The organism is Mesorhizobium subarcticum (assembly GCF_055456085.1).
The window spans coordinates 5,119,462-5,135,363 of sequence record NZ_CM144237.1 but is presented as its reverse complement, the minus strand read 5'-3'; the positions used below and the strand labels follow the sequence as shown (position 1 = coordinate 5,135,363).

Genomic DNA, 15,902 nt, shown 5'->3' with positions numbered 1-15,902 from the left:
TTCTTAACTGTCTTCGATTGCTTTTAATTGAGGGTTTTCGAGTAAAAGCCTGCCGGGATTTGGGATTCACTATGGCGGTAGGGATGCTGAGCGATCTGGTTGGCAAGATCCTCGACAAGATCTCGGGCACCAGTCTGCTGGCGACCGGGCTTTTGCTGTTGACTGCCCTTGTCAGCGCGCTCGTGGCCTATTGGCGCACGGTCGAACAGAAGAGCTGGAGGGAGTTTTTCGAGTTCGTCATCCCGCATGAGGTCATCACTCACCCCTCGGCCAAGGCCGACCTGATGTTCTGGGTGACGAAGAAGGCGCTGATGCCCTTCCTGATGCTGCCCGCCGGAATTGTCTTCGTCACGGCGGTGGGCTACGCGACCAACTGGCTGTTTTCGACACTGTTCCAGTTCCAGCCACCTCTGATCGAGGGGCCGGCAGGGCCGGTGACGGTGCTGATCTTCACCATCACCATGCTGCTCGCCTACGACATTTCCTACTATCTCTATCACGTCGCCCAGCATCGCTATCCCGTGCTCTGGGAGCTGCACAAGGTGCATCACTCGGCGGAGGTGATGGTCGGGATCACCAAGGACCGGGTCCATCCGCTCGACGAGCTGATGAACAGGGCCTGGGATGGCGTCGTCGTGGGCGTCTGCTTTGGCATCTGGTCGCTGATTTCGCTGAACCTTGTCGAACTGACCGTCTTTGGCGTCAACGTCTATGTCATGCGCAACATCCTGATGATGGATTTCGTCAGGCACACGCATTTCAACATCTCGTTCGGCCCGCTCAATCATGTGGTCCTTTGTCCTCATTGGCACCAGCTGCATCACAGCGTCGATCCGCTCCACTACGACAAGAACTTCGGGTTGCTGTTCTCGTTTTGGGATCGGCTCTTCGGGACATTGTGTGTGCCGAAGCCCGACGAGGAATTCAAATTCGGACTGGTCGACCGCGATGTGCGTGACTACCAGTCGCTCGCCGGCCTCTATGTCATGCCGCTTAAGCGGATGTGGGGGCATATTGCCAGGCGCATCCGGCCTGGAAAACCGCGGACCTCGCGACCATCGGAAGGGACACGGCCATGAACGCTCCCTTCGTGCTCGCGATCCCGCGGGCACGCACCTTCGAAGTCGTGACATCAGCGACGCGCCTGGCCGAGATCGCACCGGCCTGGAGCGCGCTCTGGCAGCGAGCCGGCGGGCTTGTCTTCCAGCACCCCGACTGGATCGCCGCCTGGTGGCGCACCACCCCGCATCAGGGGCGGCGCACGCTCAGGATCGGGCTTGCCTGGAACGGCGACCGGCTCGATGGCGTGATAGCACTCGCCACCTTCAAGCGCTCGGGCATCCGAATGCTCGAATGGGCGGCGAAGGATCACAGCGACTATGGCGATGCACTGGTTGCGCCCGACAGCGATCCGCAGGCGATCTCTCGCCTCTGGCAGTATGTTTTCGATCAGGGCGGCTTCGACCTCATCTATCTCAACCGTCTGCTGCCAAATGCCGGTGTTCATGCCCTGCTGGACCCCGCCGCGCGCCATGGCAAGGCGCTTTGGCCCAACCACCGCAGTGAGATCAGCTACCGTGTTGCGGGCCCCTGGCAGCGCGGGGAGGAGTGGTTCGAGACGCTGTCCAAGAAGGGCCGGCAGAACTACCGTCGTGGCCGCAAGTTCCTGGAAGAAGGCGGTGCATTGCGTTTCCGCCTGCTCGATGCGGACGAGCCGCGCGAGCCGGTACTCGCGCGGGTCGCGGTGCTGAAGCGCCTCTGGCTTGTCAGGCATGGCCGCGTCTCGGACCTGTTTGACAAGGGCTCGCCCGTTCTCGCCGCGCTTGTTTCGGTGTTGGCCGAGCTCGGGCTGTTGCGCATCTTCGTGCTGGAGCTTGACGGCACGATCATCGCCGTCTCGATCAATTTCGAGCAGCATGGCACGATGATGGCTTTCGTCACCACCTACGATCCCGAATACGAGCGCGCCTCGCCGGGCATGGTGCTGATGATGGACTATATCCAGTGGTCGCTCGACCGTGGCCTGGCCAAAGTCGATTTTCTCTGCGGCGGCGAGGATTTCAAGCGGCGCTTTGCCACGCAATCAGTCACGTTGTCGTCGGTCATGGGCGCGCGCGGTTTGCGCGGTCATCTCGCCGCTCTGGCCGATCGTGCGAACCATGTTTCGAAATCCTGGCGGGCGCGGCGGCAGCCGAAGGCGGAAACGCCAGACGATTAAGGGCGCTTCATTTCGGCACGATCAAAGCGCGCGAACAGCCTCCAGCACCTCTTCAGCGTGGCCCTTGACGCGGACCTTGCGCCAGATCCGGGCGATCCGACCGTCGCCGCCGATCAGGAACGTCGCCCGCTCGACGCCCATGTATTTGCGCCCATACATCGATTTCTCGACCCACAGATGGTAGGCCTCGATCACCTTGCGCTCCTCGTCGGCGGCGAGGTCGATGGTGAGGTTGTATTTCGATTTGAACTTGTCGTGCTTCTTGGCGTTATCAGGCGACAGGCCGATCACCACGGCGCCGGCTTTCTCGAATTCCGGTTTCAGTTGTGTAAAGCTGATCGCTTCCTGCGTGCAGCTTGTCGTGTCGTCCTGCGGGTAGAAATAGAGCACTACGGGCTTGCCGACGGATGCGGCAAGGCTAATTGACCCACCACCGTCCCGCGGTAAATCGAATTGCGGCGCTAGATCGCCCACGTCGAGGTCAGCCATATCGATGCCCTTGTTTGAGGTTACGCGCGAAGCCACACCGATATAGTGTCGACCGGGGATTCGTCCACGAGCGAATTTGTACAACGGAAGATTGCGTGGATCAGGAGCAACCGCAGCACGAGAAGATCAGATTCAGGCGTGACGAGATCACCGACCTGGGCGCTATGCCGTCCGCGTGCCGCGTCCCGCCGCTTGGTCAGGCATCGATCGGCCGCGGTTTCCGCATCCTTTCGCGCGTGTTTGCCGGCATGGTCGCGCTCATGCTGCTGGCTGCGGTGGCCGTCTATCTCATCGGCCTTTCCGGCATTGGGGCAAACCGGCTGCGCATCGAGGCGGAGGCCGCCATCGAGAAGCTCGCTGGCGTCAATGTGCATGTCGCCGTCGGGCCTGCTCGCTTCACGCTCGACAGTTCGAGCTTCGTCGCTCTCCAGGTCAGTGATGTCAGCCTGAAGACGTCGGACGGCAAACCCATGGCCGACGCCGGCCGCGTGCGCTTCGGTGTGCGCCTCGTCCCGCTGTTGTGGGGAGAGGTGCGGGTGACCAGCGCCAGGATTTCCGATGCACACATCGTCGTCGCGGCGATGCCGTCTGGCGGCGACTGGACCGCCGCGCTGCGCAATGAGGACGGCCTCGTCGATCCGGAGAAGTTGTCCGAGGCAGTGTTCGGCAACATCCATCGCGCGCTCGACGCCGTGCGGGAAGATTCGCTGCGCCGGATCGATCTCGACAATGTCGAATTCGTGCTGCCCGAAACCGGAGCGATCAAACTGGTTACCATCGCCGATGCCACGGTCGTCCAGTCGGGGCCGGGCGGCATGGCGTTTTCCTCCGAGGCGGATGTCGATGGCAGAAAGGTCACCGTTGCCGCTTCCGCCACCCGCGATATCGCGGCGCACCGGGTGACGGCGCTTAATGCGAGCATTGATCTGGCGGCTGCCGACGAAACCACGGCCGACGGCGGGAAGTTGGGTGCTGTCGCGTTGAAGCTGACAGGATCGGAGGGATCCGGCACGAACGGGTCACGCCTGACGACCGTCCTGTCGTCGACGGGTTCCGTCCTTGATCTCGGTGCACGCGGGCTGCTGCCGGCCGACGTCGATGTCGATGCCACGCTTGTCGATGGCAGCAACAAGATCCAGGTGGACAGACTGCTGCTGAAAACTGGCCGGTCTTCTTTCAATTTCGGCGGCTCGATAGGGCCAAAGCCCGCGACAGGGGCGGCAGGCGAGGAGCCTTCTTATCGTTACGACCTGACCAGCGACGGTTCGACCCTGGCGCCATCGGAATCGCCTGAGCCAGCGCTGACCTTCCTCGCCCGCATTGCCGGCGTCTATCAACCCACAAGTCACAAGCTGGTGGCCGAGGAGATCGCACTTCGTTCCGATTCCAGCGGCGAGGTGATGGGAACCGCGGCGGTCGAGTTCGTCGAGGGCAAGGCGCCCGGGATCAATGTGGCGTTGAACGTCCACAACATGCAGGTTTCGCATGTAAAGCAGCTATGGCCTTGGTTTTCAGCCCGCAACGCCCGGCTTTGGGTGCTGGCCAACCTGTTCGGTGGCCGGGTCGTCGACGCCAACCTCCAGTTCCACGTCGTGCCGGACCGTCTCGGCAATGGCGTGCCGCTTTCTGCCGATGAAGTGTTCGGGACTTTCAAGATCGAAGGATCGCGCTTCGATACGGCCGGCCGCATTCCGCCGATACGAGACGCGGTTGGCATGGTCGCATTTCACGCCAATGACGTCGACATTTCGCTGTCATCGGGCACCGTCTTCATGCCCAGCGGCCGCACTGTCGCGGCCAGCAATGGAACACTGACGATCAAGGCGGCGAACCATCCGCCAGTTATCGGTGCGCTCGATATCGACGTTGCCGGCGACGCGTCAGCCGTCGCCGAACTCGCATCCTACGAACCGATCAATGCCATGCGCCATGTCGGCTTCCTGCCGGAAGACCTGTCCGGCAGCGTTACTGGCCATGTCAGGGCCGATATCCCGCTGCAGTCCGGCGTCGACACCTCCAAGCTCGACTGGCTGGTGTCGCTCGACTACACCGGCCTGTCGCTGGCCAAGCCGTTCGAGGGGCAGACCGTGACCGATGCCGACGGTTCGATCACCGTCGATCCGCAAAAGGCAGTGATTTCCGCCAAGGCATCGCTGAATGGCATTCCAGCCGAACTCGACCTTGTCGAACCGTTGGCCGATGACGGACCGCCGCGCAGCCGCAAGGTGGCTTTGGTGCTGGACGACAAGATCCGCGCCGCCGCCATGCCCGGCCTCACTCCGTTGCTGGGCGGAACGGTGAAAGTCGCGATCGACAAGAGCGGCGATGGCAACCAGAACGTCTCGGCCGATCTGACCAATGCCAGGCTGGACGTTCCCTGGGCCGGCTGGAGCAAGGGGGCAGGGGTTCCCGCCAACGTCACCTTCGTCATGACCAAGTCCGGCGACACCACGACACTGTCCGACTTCGACCTCGAAGGCAAAACCTTCTCCGTCGGCGGCAGCATCGTGCTGGTCAATGGCGCCCTGTCTTCGGCGAAGTTCAGCAAGGTTACCTTGAACCGGGGGGACGATGTCGCGATTTCGGTAAAGCGGTCGGGCAAGGGCTATGCGGTGGACATCTCCGGCAACGCGCTTGATGCTCGTTCGCTGGTCAAGCAGTTCACGTCCGATGTGGACACTGCAACAAAGACGACCGGGACAGACAACATTTCCGTCAGCGCCGACGTCGAGCAGCTGACCGGTTTCCACGACGAGCAACTGTCCAATCTGAAGCTGGACTACAGTGCCGCCGGTTCGCGGGTGAACGGATTGAAGGTGAGTGCGACCGCGAGTTCCGGCGCCGCGATAACCATCAGCAACACCACCGGCGACGGCAGGCGCTCGCTTAATGTGCAATCGGCCGACGCCGGCGCCATATTGAGGTTCCTCAACGTTTACGAGCACATGGAAGGCGGCGCTATCACGCTGGCCTTGTCAGGAACCAGCGACGGGCCGATGAAGGGCAAAGTCGATACCAGCAACTTCTTCATCGTCAACGAACCGAAACTGGCTTCCATCGTCTCGACCACGCCGGCCGGCGACAGCCGCAGCCTCAACCAGGCGGTGAAGGGCAATCTCGACACCTCGCGGGTCAAGTTCGAGCGCGGTTACGCCGAGATCGACAAGGGCAGCGGCTATCTGAAGCTGGCCAATGGCGTGCTGCGCGGCCCGCGCATCGGCACGACGTTCCAGGGCATTCTCTACGACCAGAACAACAATATGGACATGACCGGCACCTTCATGCCGGTTTACGGCCTCAACCGCATCTTCGGCGAACTGCCCATCGTCGGCGCGCTGCTCGGCAATGGCCGCGACCGTGGCCTGATCGGCGTGACCTACCGGCTCAGGGGCAATGCCAACAAGCCGGTGCTCGACGTCAACCCGCTGTCGGTGATCGCACCGGGCATATTCCGGTCGATCTTCGAATATCGCTGAACCGCCTCAGGCCGGTCGCACCAGGACGTGTTTTTTCCTGCCAAGCGAAAGCTTTACGACGTGTTCCGGACTCAAATCCTGAAACGTTACCATGCGCCGATCATCGCTGACCGACTGGTCGTTGATGCGCACCGCGCCGCCCTGGATGTGCCGCCGCGCCTCGCCATTGGACGATGCCAGTCCGGCCGTCACCAGCAACGACAGGATACCGACGCCGGCCTCCAGCGCTGCCCGGTCGACCTCTACGGTCGGCAGGCTTTCGGCGGTCACGCCTTCCTCAAAGGTCTTGCGCGCGGTTTCCTCGGCCTGGTTCGCCGCGTCGCGACCATGGACGATCGCAGTTGTCTCTGTCGCCAGGATCTTCTTGGCTTCATTGATCTCGGAGCCGCCAAGTGCGGCCATGCGCGCGATCTCGTCGAGAGGCAGGCGGGTGAATATCTTCAGGAAGCGCTCGACATCGGCATCCTCGGTGTTGCGCCAGTACTGCCAGAAATCGTAGGGCGAGAAGAGGTCGCCATTGAGCCAGACCGCACCCTTCGCCGATTTGCCCATCTTGGCGCCGGACGATGTCGTGAGCAGCGGTGTGGTCAAGGCGTAAAGCTGCGGCGTGCCCATGCGATGGCCGAGATCGACACCGTTGATGATGTTGCCCCACTGGTCCGAGCCGCCCATCTGCAGGCGGCAGTTCTGGCGCCGGGCGAGTTCGACAAAGTCGTAACCCTGCAGGATCATGTAGTTGAATTCGAGGAACGACAGCGACTGCTCGCGGTCGAGCCGCAGCTTGACGCTGTCGAACGTCAGCATGCGGTTGACGGAAAAATGCCGGCCGACATCGCGCAGGAACTGGACATAGTTGAGCTTCATCAACCAGTCGGCATTGTTGACCATGACGGCGTCGTTCGGGCCGTCGCCGAAACGCAGGATGCGGCCGAAGATGCGCTTGATACCCTCGATGTTGGTGGCGATCGCCTCCGGCGTCAACAGGCTGCGCTGGTCGTCGCGGAAGGACGGGTCGCCGATCATCGACGTGCCGCCGCCCATCAGCGCGATCGGCCGGTGGCCGGTCTCCTGCAGCCAGTAGAGCATGGTGGCCGAGATCAAATTGCCGATATGCAGGCTGGTGGCGGTGGCGTCATAGCCGACATAGGCGGTGACCGTTTCCTTGGCGAAAAGCTGGTCGAGGCCGGTCTCATCCGAAATCTGGTGGATGAAGCCGCGCTCGCTCATCGTGCGCAGGAAATCGGATTTGAAGGCAGGCATGGTTTCTTCCCGAAAAGCGTCCGGCCGTCCGGCGCGGGCATATGTGAACGGGCGCGTTTAGCATCCAAGCGCGATTAGCAAAAGTGGAATCCGGTTTTGCGCAGGATCGCGCGCCGACCAAGAGTCCGCGATTAGCAAAAGTGGAATCCGGTTTGCGTCGGATGCCCATCCGCAGGGATTACAACATGTCCGGGTGATCATCCCCTCTCGAAACGGTGCGACGAGCCGTCCGGCACGAATGCTTGCGTCATTGTTTCGGCTGGCGTAATGAGGCGCCGCGCCAAAGGTTCTTGCAGCCCACGACCTCGAGCGGCACCGCACGGCATCCACAAAATGCCATATCCGACGACAGAGCCCCGACGCGACATGCCGGACGCATTGATATCCATCGTCATTCCTTGCAGGAACGAGGCGGCAAACCTGCCGCTGCTGATCGACGAGATCGAGGCGGCGATGACCGGGCGCGACTTCGAACTGATCATCGTCAATGACGGCTCGACCGACGAGACCGCTGCCGTGCTTGCCGAGCAGACGGCACTCCGCCCGTTTCCGGTGCGGGAATTGCGGCACCAGAAATCTGCCGGCCAGAGCCTTTCGGTGCGTTCGGGCGCCTGGGCGGCGCGCGGCAGCATCGTCGCCACGATCGACGGTGACGGCCAGAACGACCCCCAATACATTCCGGTGCTGGTCGATGCCTTGCGTCAGGCTGGCCCCGATTTCGGCGCGGCACAAGGGCAGCGCCTCAAGCGCCGCGACAGCAAGGTCAAGCAGCTCGCGTCGCGCTTCGCCAACTGGCTGAGAAACGCCATCCTGCATGATGAGACGCGCGATACCGGCTGCGGCCTGAAGGCCGTCCACACCGATATCCTGCGCAAACTGCCGTTTTTCGATGGCACCCATCGTTTCGTCCCGGCGCTGGTCATCCAGGAAGGCTATCGCGTCGTGCATTGCGACGTCGTCGATCGCTCGCGCCGCCATGGCAAGTCGAACTACGGCATTTTCGACCGCGGCCTGCAGGGTGCGCTCGATCTTGGTGGTGTCTGGTGGCTGCGGCGCAGGCGGCGCAGAATGCCAAAAGTAGAGGAAATCAGCCGTGGTTAACGTGCTTCAGGAATTGGGAACCTGGCTTCACCAGGTTTTTGTCAAGCAATTCGACGCATGGATCCTGCTGGGATTCATCGCCCAGTTCTTCTTCACCATGCGTTTCGTCGTGCAGTGGCTGGCCTCTGAAAAGGCCAAGCGCAGCGTGGTGCCCGTCGCCTTCTGGTTCTTTTCCCTGTTCGGCGGCGGCCTGCTGCTGATCTATGCCATCGTGCGTCAGGATCCGGTGTTCATCGCCGGCCAGGCCATGGGCATGTTCATCTATGTCAGAAATCTCTGGCTGATCGCCAATGAGCGCAAGGCGGCGGCGATGACCAAGGTCGATTGAGCGGCCCACCCGTCAAGCAATGATCAGAGAGGCTCAGAAATGGCTTTGAACAGGAACTACATTCTTCTCTTCCTGTTCAGCCTGGTGATGACGGTTTCGGGACTGGCATCCCTGCCGCCGATCGACCGCGACGAGTCGCGTTTCGTCCAGGCAACCAAGCAGATGACGGAGAGCGGCGACTATGTCGATATCCGCTTCCAGGACGCCTCGCGGTACCAGAAGCCGGTCGGCATCTACTGGCTGCAATCGGCGGCCGTGACGCTGAGCGGGCAAGGCGCCGAAGCGCCGATCTGGGTCTACCGCACGATCTCGGCGCTCGGCATTGCCATTGCGGTGCTGGCGATCGCCTGGACGGGGACCAATCTTTTTGGCGCCAATGCGGGTATCGCTGCAGGCTTGGTGATGGCCGCTATCTTCGCCACCGCTTTCGAGGGACGCGACGCCAAGACCGATGCTATGCTGCTCGCCTGCTGCGTCGCGGCACAAGGTGCGCTGGCGCAGATCTATCTGGCATCGCGCCGCAGCGAACCGGTTGCCGGCCATCTCTGGTGGATCTTCTGGATCGCGCAAGGGGCGGCGATCCTCATCAAGGGACCGATTGCGCCGCTTTTGTCGGCGCTGACCATCGCTGTGCTGTTTGCTTTCGAGCGTGATGGGCGCTGGCTGTCGAAGCTCAGGATTGGACGCGGTCTGCTGTTGGTCGTGGTCATTGCGCTGCCGTGGCTCGCCGCGATCACCTGGAAGAGCCACGGCGCTTTCCTGCAGCAAGCCGTCGGCAAGGACATGCTCGGCAAGGTCGCCTCGGGTGAGGAATCGCACGGCCTGCCGCCTGGCTTTTACATGCTGACCTATTCGCTGTTCATGTGGCCATTCGGGCTGATCGCGGTCGGCGCCGGGCTCCAGGCTCTCAACCGTATGCGCGACGATGTCAGACTGCGCTTCTGCCTCGCCTGGTACATCCCGTTCTGGCTGGTGTTCGAACTGATCCCGACCAAGCTGCCACATTACGTCCTGCCGGCCTATCCCGGCATGGCGCTTTTGATCGGCTGGCTGCTCACATTGCAGCCGGAAGATGCCAATGCGCCGCTCAAGCGCTGGCAGCAATGGTTGTGGTGGTCGACCGCCTTCGGCCTGGTCGTGGTCAGCCTTGGCCTGGCGGCGGTCTGTATCGGGGCGCCGATCGACATCACGCACACCTTCTCGTGGTGGAGCATTCCGGCCGCCGCCGCCGCGCTCGGCACCGGCTACTTCGCTTTTTCGCGCCAGTTGCAGGTGCCGCTGCCCCGTATCGGAGCCACCGCCGCCTGTGCGGGCATCACCTATGCCTTGCTGTTCGGGGTCATCGCCCCGTCGCTGAAGCCGATCTGGCTGAGTCCGGCGATCAAGCAGGCGGTGCTTGCCAACAAGCCCTGCGAACTCGACGGTGCTGGCCTCGTCGCAGTATCAGGAACCGAGCCTTGTGTTCCTGGTCGGCACCAAAACGGTGCTGACCAATATCGGTGGCGTGGCGGAACATCTGCTTGCCGATCCCGCCTGCGCTTTGGGGCTGGCGCCGGTCGGGGACGAGCAGAAATTGAATGGCATGCTGTCCGTGCGAGGCAAATCGGTGAAGCGTCTCGCCGAGATCGATGGCCTCAACTATTCGTCGGGAGACAAGATGTCGCTCGGCCTTTATCGTGTGGCGCCATGACGGCTCGTCGATGCCCATGACGGCAACAATGGGGTCGAATTCCCAATGCTCGTGAAATCGCGTCCTTCTGTTTCCGGCGGGCTCCTGGGGGTGGGGCGCCGATCCCTGAGCAATTTTCGCGACACCATGCAGATCGTCAGAAATCGGTTTGCCCTTCGTCCCGCGCGCTACCCCAACGTCGCATGGCCGGTTTGGGTCGTGGTCTGGGTGCTGCTGACGGCGGCGGCGTTCGTTCGTCTCGACACGCCGGCAGGGGTGCTGCACGGCCAATGGTCGGGAGTCAGTTTTGCCGAGTTCCTGACCCAGTTCGCTCTCGGCGGCTGGTATCTGATCCCGTCAGCACTTTTGCTCGTCGCGGCCAATCTGATCGATTGGCGAAGCCTTTCACGGCGATCGCTGATGCTGGTCTACAACTGGACCTGCCTGGCTTTCCTGGTGCTGAGTTCCGTTGGCCTGTCCGGTCTGCTGGTCAATGTGCTGAAATATGCGATCGGCAGGGCTCGCCCGCTCTACTTCCAGGATTTTGGCGTCCTGGCGCTGCATCCTTTTGCCTTCGACGCGCGCTTTGCCGGTTTTCCATCCGGCCACGCCACGACGATGGGGGCGGTGTTCGGTGTGCTGCTGCTTCTGTTTCCGCGGCGCTGGTATATCGCCTTGGTCTTCACCGCCTGCTTCGCCTCGACCAGGGTTTTCGTCGGCGCGCACTACCCAAGTGACACGGTCGCCGGCTTCGGCCTCGGCTGCGCCTTCGCGCTGGCCTGCGGACTGGTGTTTGCCCGGCTCGGCTTCATTTTCCGCCCGACACCATCAGGATTGCCGGTCCGTAAAGCATCGTTCCGGCTGATTGCGCCGCGGAAATAAATCTCTGCTAATTGCTGTCCAATCCGCCGTAGGACCTGACCAGGCGGACCATGTCGGACGAATTGGCGGTCTCGCTTTCAAGTCCTTGCGCAACGCCGGCGCGGTCGGCGACAGGACGGTTCTGGCTGACCTTCCACTTGCCGTGGATCTCAGTGATTTCGATCTCCAGCCCGATAATGCCCTTGATCTGTGACTGGATAAAGTGCGCCGGCGCGTCGGTCACCGCCCATGGCGCTGCGCGAGGGCCTTCCTGGGAAACGGTCAGATCGGCGATCTGCTGCGCCAGCCAATCCTGATCGTCGATCACCTTTGCTGTGCCGCGCACCTGCACGATGGCATAGTTCCAGGTCGGCACCACCTTGCCGGTCTCGCGCTTGGTTTCGTACCAGGACGGCGTCACATAGGCATCGGTGCCCTGGAAGACGACAAGCACGGGCGATGACGGGTTTTCAGCGATGAGCTTCCATTGCGGATTGGCCTTGGCCATGTGAGCGCGCAACCTGCCATTCGCGGACACAGCCGCATCGAGCAGGAACGGGATTGCGTTGGCTTCCGGACCGTCAGGACCGTTCGAGATCAGCATGCCGAGCGGATGCGCCCGGATCAACCCGTGCAGGACATCCGGCCGCGTTTCCTGGAAATGGGGAGGCTCGTACATTTGCGCTCGCGCCTTGCGCTTATCTCAGCCGCTTCGGCCGCGGATCCGACAATTCGCCAGCCAGCCGGCGATCGAGATAGTCGGCGCATTCCTCAAGCAGCAGATCGGCGTCGTTGGCGAAAAAGTGGTTGGCGCCGGGCAAGGTCTTCTGCGTGATGGTGATGCCCTTCTGCGTGTGCAGCTTGTCGACCAGGCCTTGCACATCCTTCGGCGGCGCCACCTTGTCGGCATCGCCATGGATGATCAGGCCCGATGACGGACAAGGCGCCAGGAACGAGAAATCATAGGTGTTGGGCTGTGGCGCGATCGAGATGAAGCCCTCGATCTCCGGCCGGCGCATCAGGAGCTGCATGCCAATCCACGAGCCGAAGGAATAGCCGGCGACCCAGCAGCTCTTGGAATCCGGATGCAGCGACTGCACCCAGTCGAGAGCGGCGGCCGCGTCAGACAATTCGCCGGTGCCGTGGTCGAACTCGCCCTGGCTGCGGCCGATGCCGCGGAAATTGAAGCGCAGCGTGGTGAAATCGCGCTTCTGAAACATATAGAAGAGGTCATAGACGATCTTGTTGTTCATCGTGCCGCCGAACTGCGGATGCGGATGCAACACGATGGCAATCGGCGCGCTCTTTTCCTTCGAGGGCTGGTAGCGTCCCTCCAGGCGGCCGGCCGGACCGGTGAAAATGACCTCAGGCATGAAATACTCCACTTAGGTATACGAATGCGCGGCGCCCGGAACGAACATTCCTCTGGCCTTGACGCAGGGCGAGCGTCTTCTTAGAAGCTAGTTTAGAATTGTTCAAAACTGAGTGGCCAGACGTCGAGCCCGGCCACCCGCGCCGCAAGCCGCGTAAATAGGACGGCTCGCCTTGGAATTTCAAGGAAATAACGCCATACGACTGCGGAATGGCTTCTGACGGGACTGAACGGACGAAAATGGCCGCAAAACGCGCCTATCTCGACTACAATGCCAGTGCGCCGCTGCTTGCCGCGGCCCGCGAGGCTATGGTCGCGGCGCTTGATGTGACCGCCAACCCGTCTTCGGTCCATGCCGAGGGGCGTGTCGCGCGCCGCCTGATCGAGACCGCAAGGCGTGAGGTTGCGGCACTGGTCAATGCCAGGCCCGAACATGTCGTGTTCACCTCCGGCGCGACCGAGGCCGCCTCGACGCTCCTCTCACCCGACTGGCAGATGGGGCGCGGCAGCGTGCGGATGAGCCGGCTTTACGTGTCGGAGGCTGACCATCCGTGTCTGTTGAATGGCGGACGCTTCCCGGCAGCGCAGGTGACGCGGATCGGCGTCGACAACAACGGCATTGCCGATGTTGCTGCCTTGGCCGCGGCGCTTGGCAATCATGACAAGGCCGATGGCTTGCCGCTGGTGGCGATCCATGGTGCCAATAACGAGACCGGCGTCATCCAGCCGATCGATCGTATCGCCGAGATCGTCAAGGCTGCCGGCGGCATTCTTGTCGTCGATGCGGTCCAGGCCGCCGGCCGCGTTTCTATCGACATGTCAGCGGGTTACGCCGACTATTTGATTCTGTCTTCGCACAAGATCGGTGGTCCCAAGGGCGTTGGTGCCATCGTTGCTGCCGACGATCTGATGATGCCGAAGCCCCTGATCAATGGTGGTGGTCAGGAAAAGGGCCATCGCGGGGGCACGGAAAACCTCGCCGCCATTGCCGGTTTTGGTGCCGCCGCACGCGAGGCATTGGCCGGGCTGAAGGCCATGGAAGCGGTGCGGCATCGCCGCGACGAGATCGATGCGACCCTGAAAATGATGATGCCGGAGGTGGAAATCTTTGGAACCGGCGCGCCAAGGCTTGCCAACACGACATTCTTCGCTATTCCCGGCATCAAGGCAGAAACCGCGCAGATCGCCTTCGATCTCGCCGGCGTGGCGCTGTCGGCCGGCTCCGCCTGCTCGTCGGGCAAGGTCGGGCCGAGCCACGTGCTGAAAGCCATGGGCTACGGCGACAGTCTGGGTGCCTTGCGCGTGTCGATCGGTTTGGCAACCGGCGTCGAGGACATCGAGTTGTTCCGCACCGCGCTGGCGGGCATTGCCGCACGGCAAGCCGCCAGAGCGAAGGCGGATAGAGAAGAAGCCGCGTAGCGGTTGGACGATTTTGGGCCTTTTGGCCTGGTAGAGCCGTGCGTTTCATGCTGGCCGGGGTGAATTTCCGGTCGAAGCGCACTATATGGAACTTACGCTGCCGCGAATGCCCAAAGGCATTCATTTCGGCGGTGCCATAGTTTGAAAACTGTCGGGCCTTGACCCCGGCGTGGATGGAGAACGCATATGCCTGCTGTGCAGGACACGATCGATCGGGTCCGAAAGATCGACGTCGATCAATACAAATATGGATTCGAGACCGAGATCGCTGTCGACAAGGCCCCCAAAGGCCTCAGCGAAGACATCATCCGTTTCATTTCGGCCAAGAAGGACGAACCATCCTGGATGCTGGAATGGCGCCTGGAAGCCTATCGGCGATGGCTGACACTCGAAGAGCCGACCTGGGCGCGCGTCCACTATCCCAAGATCGATTTCCAGGAGATCTACTTCTACGCGGCCCCGAAGAGCACGCCTGGCCCGAGTTCGCTCAGTGACGTCGATCCTGAGCTCTTGAAGGTTTACGAGAAGCTCGGCATCCCGCTGCGGGAACAGGAAATCCTGGCCGGCGTACAGAAGACCGATGTTTCGGAGCTCGAGGAAGCCAGCGACAACGTCTACAAGTCTGGCCGTGTCGCTGTCGACGCGGTGTTCGATTCCGTCTCGGTCGTCACCACCTTCAAGAAGGAGCTGGCGCAGGCCGGCGTCATCTTCTGCTCGATCTCGGAAGCCATCCGCGAGCATCCGGAACTGGTGCAGAAATATCTCGGCTCGGTCGTGCCGACCTCCGACAACTACTATGCGACGCTGAATTCGGCTGTCTTTACCGACGGTTCCTTCGTCTTCGTGCCCAAGGGTGTGCGCTGCCCGATGGAGCTGTCGACCTATTTCCGCATGAACGAGAAGAACACCGGCCAGTTCGAGCGCACGTTGATCATCGCCGAGGAGGGGGCTTACGTTTCCTATCTCGAAGGCTGCACGGCGCCGCAACGCGACGAAAACCAGCTGCATGCCGCGGTCGTCGAACTGGTGGCGCTCGACGATGCCGAGATCAAATATTCGACCGTGCAGAACTGGTACCCCGGCGACGCCGAGGGCAAGGGCGGTATCTACAATTTCGTCACCAAGCGCGGCGACTGCCGTGGCGACCGTTCGAAGATCTCGTGGACGCAGGTCGAGACCGGCTCGGCCATAACTTGGAAGTACCCGAGCTGCATCCTGCGCGGCGACGATTCCCAAGGCGAGTTCTATTCGATCGCCGTCTCGAACGGCTACCAGCAGGTCGATAGCGGCACCAAGATGATCCATCTCGGCAAGAACACGTCGAGCCGCATCATCTCCAAGGGCATTGCCGCTGGCTTCTCGCAGAACACCTATCGTGGCCAGGTCTCGGCGCACCGCAAGGCGACCAACGCGCGCAACTTTACCAACTGTGACTCGCTTTTGATCGGCGACCAGTGCGGCGCGCACACCGTGCCCTACATGGAAGCCAAGAACTCGACGGCGCAGTTCGAGCACGAGGCGACGACGTCCAAGATTTCCGAGGACCAGAAGTTCTACGTCATGCAGCGCGGCATTCCCGAAGAAGAGGCGATCGCACTGATCGTCAATGGCTTCGTCAAGGACGTCATCCAGCAGCTGCCGATGGAATTCGCCGTCGAAGCGCAGAAGCTGATCGGCATCTCGCTGGAAGGCTCGGTGGGCTAGTGACC

Annotated in this window: 12 protein-coding genes and 1 pseudogene; 9 read left to right on the top strand and 4 right to left on the bottom strand. The window is 61.9% G+C overall.

Annotated features, from left to right (window positions below; all coding sequences use genetic code 11):
• Positions 1-83 precede the first annotated feature (83 nt).
• Together ACZYHG_RS25090 and ACZYHG_RS25085 are read left to right on the top strand one after the other, a co-directional pair.
• Entirely contained in the window at positions 84-1,079 is a 996-nt protein-coding gene (locus ACZYHG_RS25090; protein WP_464610824.1) for a sterol desaturase family protein, read from the top strand.
• The gene (locus tag ACZYHG_RS25085; protein WP_464610823.1) at positions 1,076-2,218 is read left to right on the top strand and encodes a GNAT family N-acetyltransferase; all 1,143 of its coding nucleotides are present in this window, start codon (positions 1,076-1,078) and stop codon (positions 2,216-2,218) included. Before ACZYHG_RS25090 ends, ACZYHG_RS25085 begins: the two co-directional genes overlap by 4 nt.
• 21 nt (positions 2,219-2,239) lie before the next feature.
• Here ACZYHG_RS25085 and ACZYHG_RS25080 read toward each other — a convergent pair whose 3' ends face one another.
• Positions 2,240-2,707, bottom strand: coding sequence for a peroxiredoxin (locus tag ACZYHG_RS25080; RefSeq protein ID WP_464610822.1), 468 nt, complete (start codon positions 2,705-2,707; stop codon positions 2,240-2,242).
• Between the two features lie 95 nt (positions 2,708-2,802).
• On the opposite strand from ACZYHG_RS25080, the gene ACZYHG_RS25075 reads away from it, so the two are divergent.
• Complete coding sequence (locus ACZYHG_RS25075; RefSeq protein WP_464610821.1) at positions 2,803-6,183, top strand: hypothetical protein; 3,381 nt, start codon at positions 2,803-2,805, stop codon at positions 6,181-6,183.
• Between the two features lie 6 nt (positions 6,184-6,189).
• Here ACZYHG_RS25075 and tyrS read toward each other — a convergent pair whose 3' ends face one another.
• A complete protein-coding gene (gene tyrS, locus ACZYHG_RS25070; RefSeq protein ID WP_464610820.1) occupies positions 6,190-7,443 on the bottom strand; it encodes a tyrosine--tRNA ligase in 1,254 nt (417 codons plus the stop codon).
• A gap of 366 nt (positions 7,444-7,809) precedes the next feature.
• Here tyrS and ACZYHG_RS25065 point away from each other — a divergent pair, with 366 nt between their 5' ends.
• The 4 genes and pseudogenes from ACZYHG_RS25065 (at position 7,810) to ACZYHG_RS25050 (ending at position 11,423) form a co-directional block, all read left to right on the top strand.
• Entirely contained in the window at positions 7,810-8,544 is a 735-nt protein-coding gene (locus tag ACZYHG_RS25065) for a glycosyltransferase family 2 protein (protein ID WP_464610819.1), read from the top strand.
• On the top strand, positions 8,537-8,872 hold the full coding sequence (locus ACZYHG_RS25060; protein WP_027028626.1) for a lipid-A-disaccharide synthase N-terminal domain-containing protein: 336 nt from the start codon (positions 8,537-8,539) through the stop codon (positions 8,870-8,872). Before ACZYHG_RS25065 ends, ACZYHG_RS25060 begins: the two co-directional genes overlap by 8 nt.
• Before the next feature lie 39 nt (positions 8,873-8,911).
• Positions 8,912-10,562 (top strand): annotated as a pseudogene (locus tag ACZYHG_RS25055) (ArnT family glycosyltransferase).
• Positions 10,563-10,688: 126 nt separating this feature from the next.
• On the top strand, positions 10,689-11,423 hold the full coding sequence (locus ACZYHG_RS25050) for a phosphatase PAP2 family protein (RefSeq protein WP_464610818.1): 735 nt from the start codon (positions 10,689-10,691) through the stop codon (positions 11,421-11,423).
• 7 nt (positions 11,424-11,430) lie between these two features.
• Here ACZYHG_RS25050 and ACZYHG_RS25045 read toward each other — a convergent pair whose 3' ends face one another.
• Both ACZYHG_RS25045 and ACZYHG_RS25040 read right to left on the bottom strand, forming a co-directional pair.
• The gene (locus ACZYHG_RS25045) at positions 11,431-12,081 is read right to left on the bottom strand and encodes an FMN-binding negative transcriptional regulator (RefSeq protein WP_464610817.1); all 651 of its coding nucleotides are present in this window, start codon (positions 12,079-12,081) and stop codon (positions 11,431-11,433) included.
• Positions 12,082-12,100: 19 nt separating this feature from the next.
• The gene (locus ACZYHG_RS25040; RefSeq protein ID WP_023669128.1) at positions 12,101-12,775 is read right to left on the bottom strand and encodes an alpha/beta hydrolase; all 675 of its coding nucleotides are present in this window, start codon (positions 12,773-12,775) and stop codon (positions 12,101-12,103) included.
• Between the two features lie 239 nt (positions 12,776-13,014).
• On the opposite strand from ACZYHG_RS25040, the gene ACZYHG_RS25035 reads away from it, so the two are divergent.
• Both ACZYHG_RS25035 and sufB read left to right on the top strand, forming a co-directional pair.
• Positions 13,015-14,193 carry a cysteine desulfurase family protein gene (locus ACZYHG_RS25035; RefSeq protein ID WP_464610816.1) on the top strand — a complete coding sequence of 393 codons (1,179 nt, stop codon included), beginning with the start codon at positions 13,015-13,017 and terminating at the stop codon, positions 14,191-14,193.
• Between the two features lie 186 nt (positions 14,194-14,379).
• Positions 14,380-15,897: a Fe-S cluster assembly protein SufB gene (gene sufB / locus ACZYHG_RS25030; RefSeq protein WP_464610815.1), complete on the top strand. Its 1,518-nt coding sequence runs from the start codon at positions 14,380-14,382 to the stop codon at positions 15,895-15,897.
• Positions 15,898-15,902 lie beyond the last annotated feature (5 nt).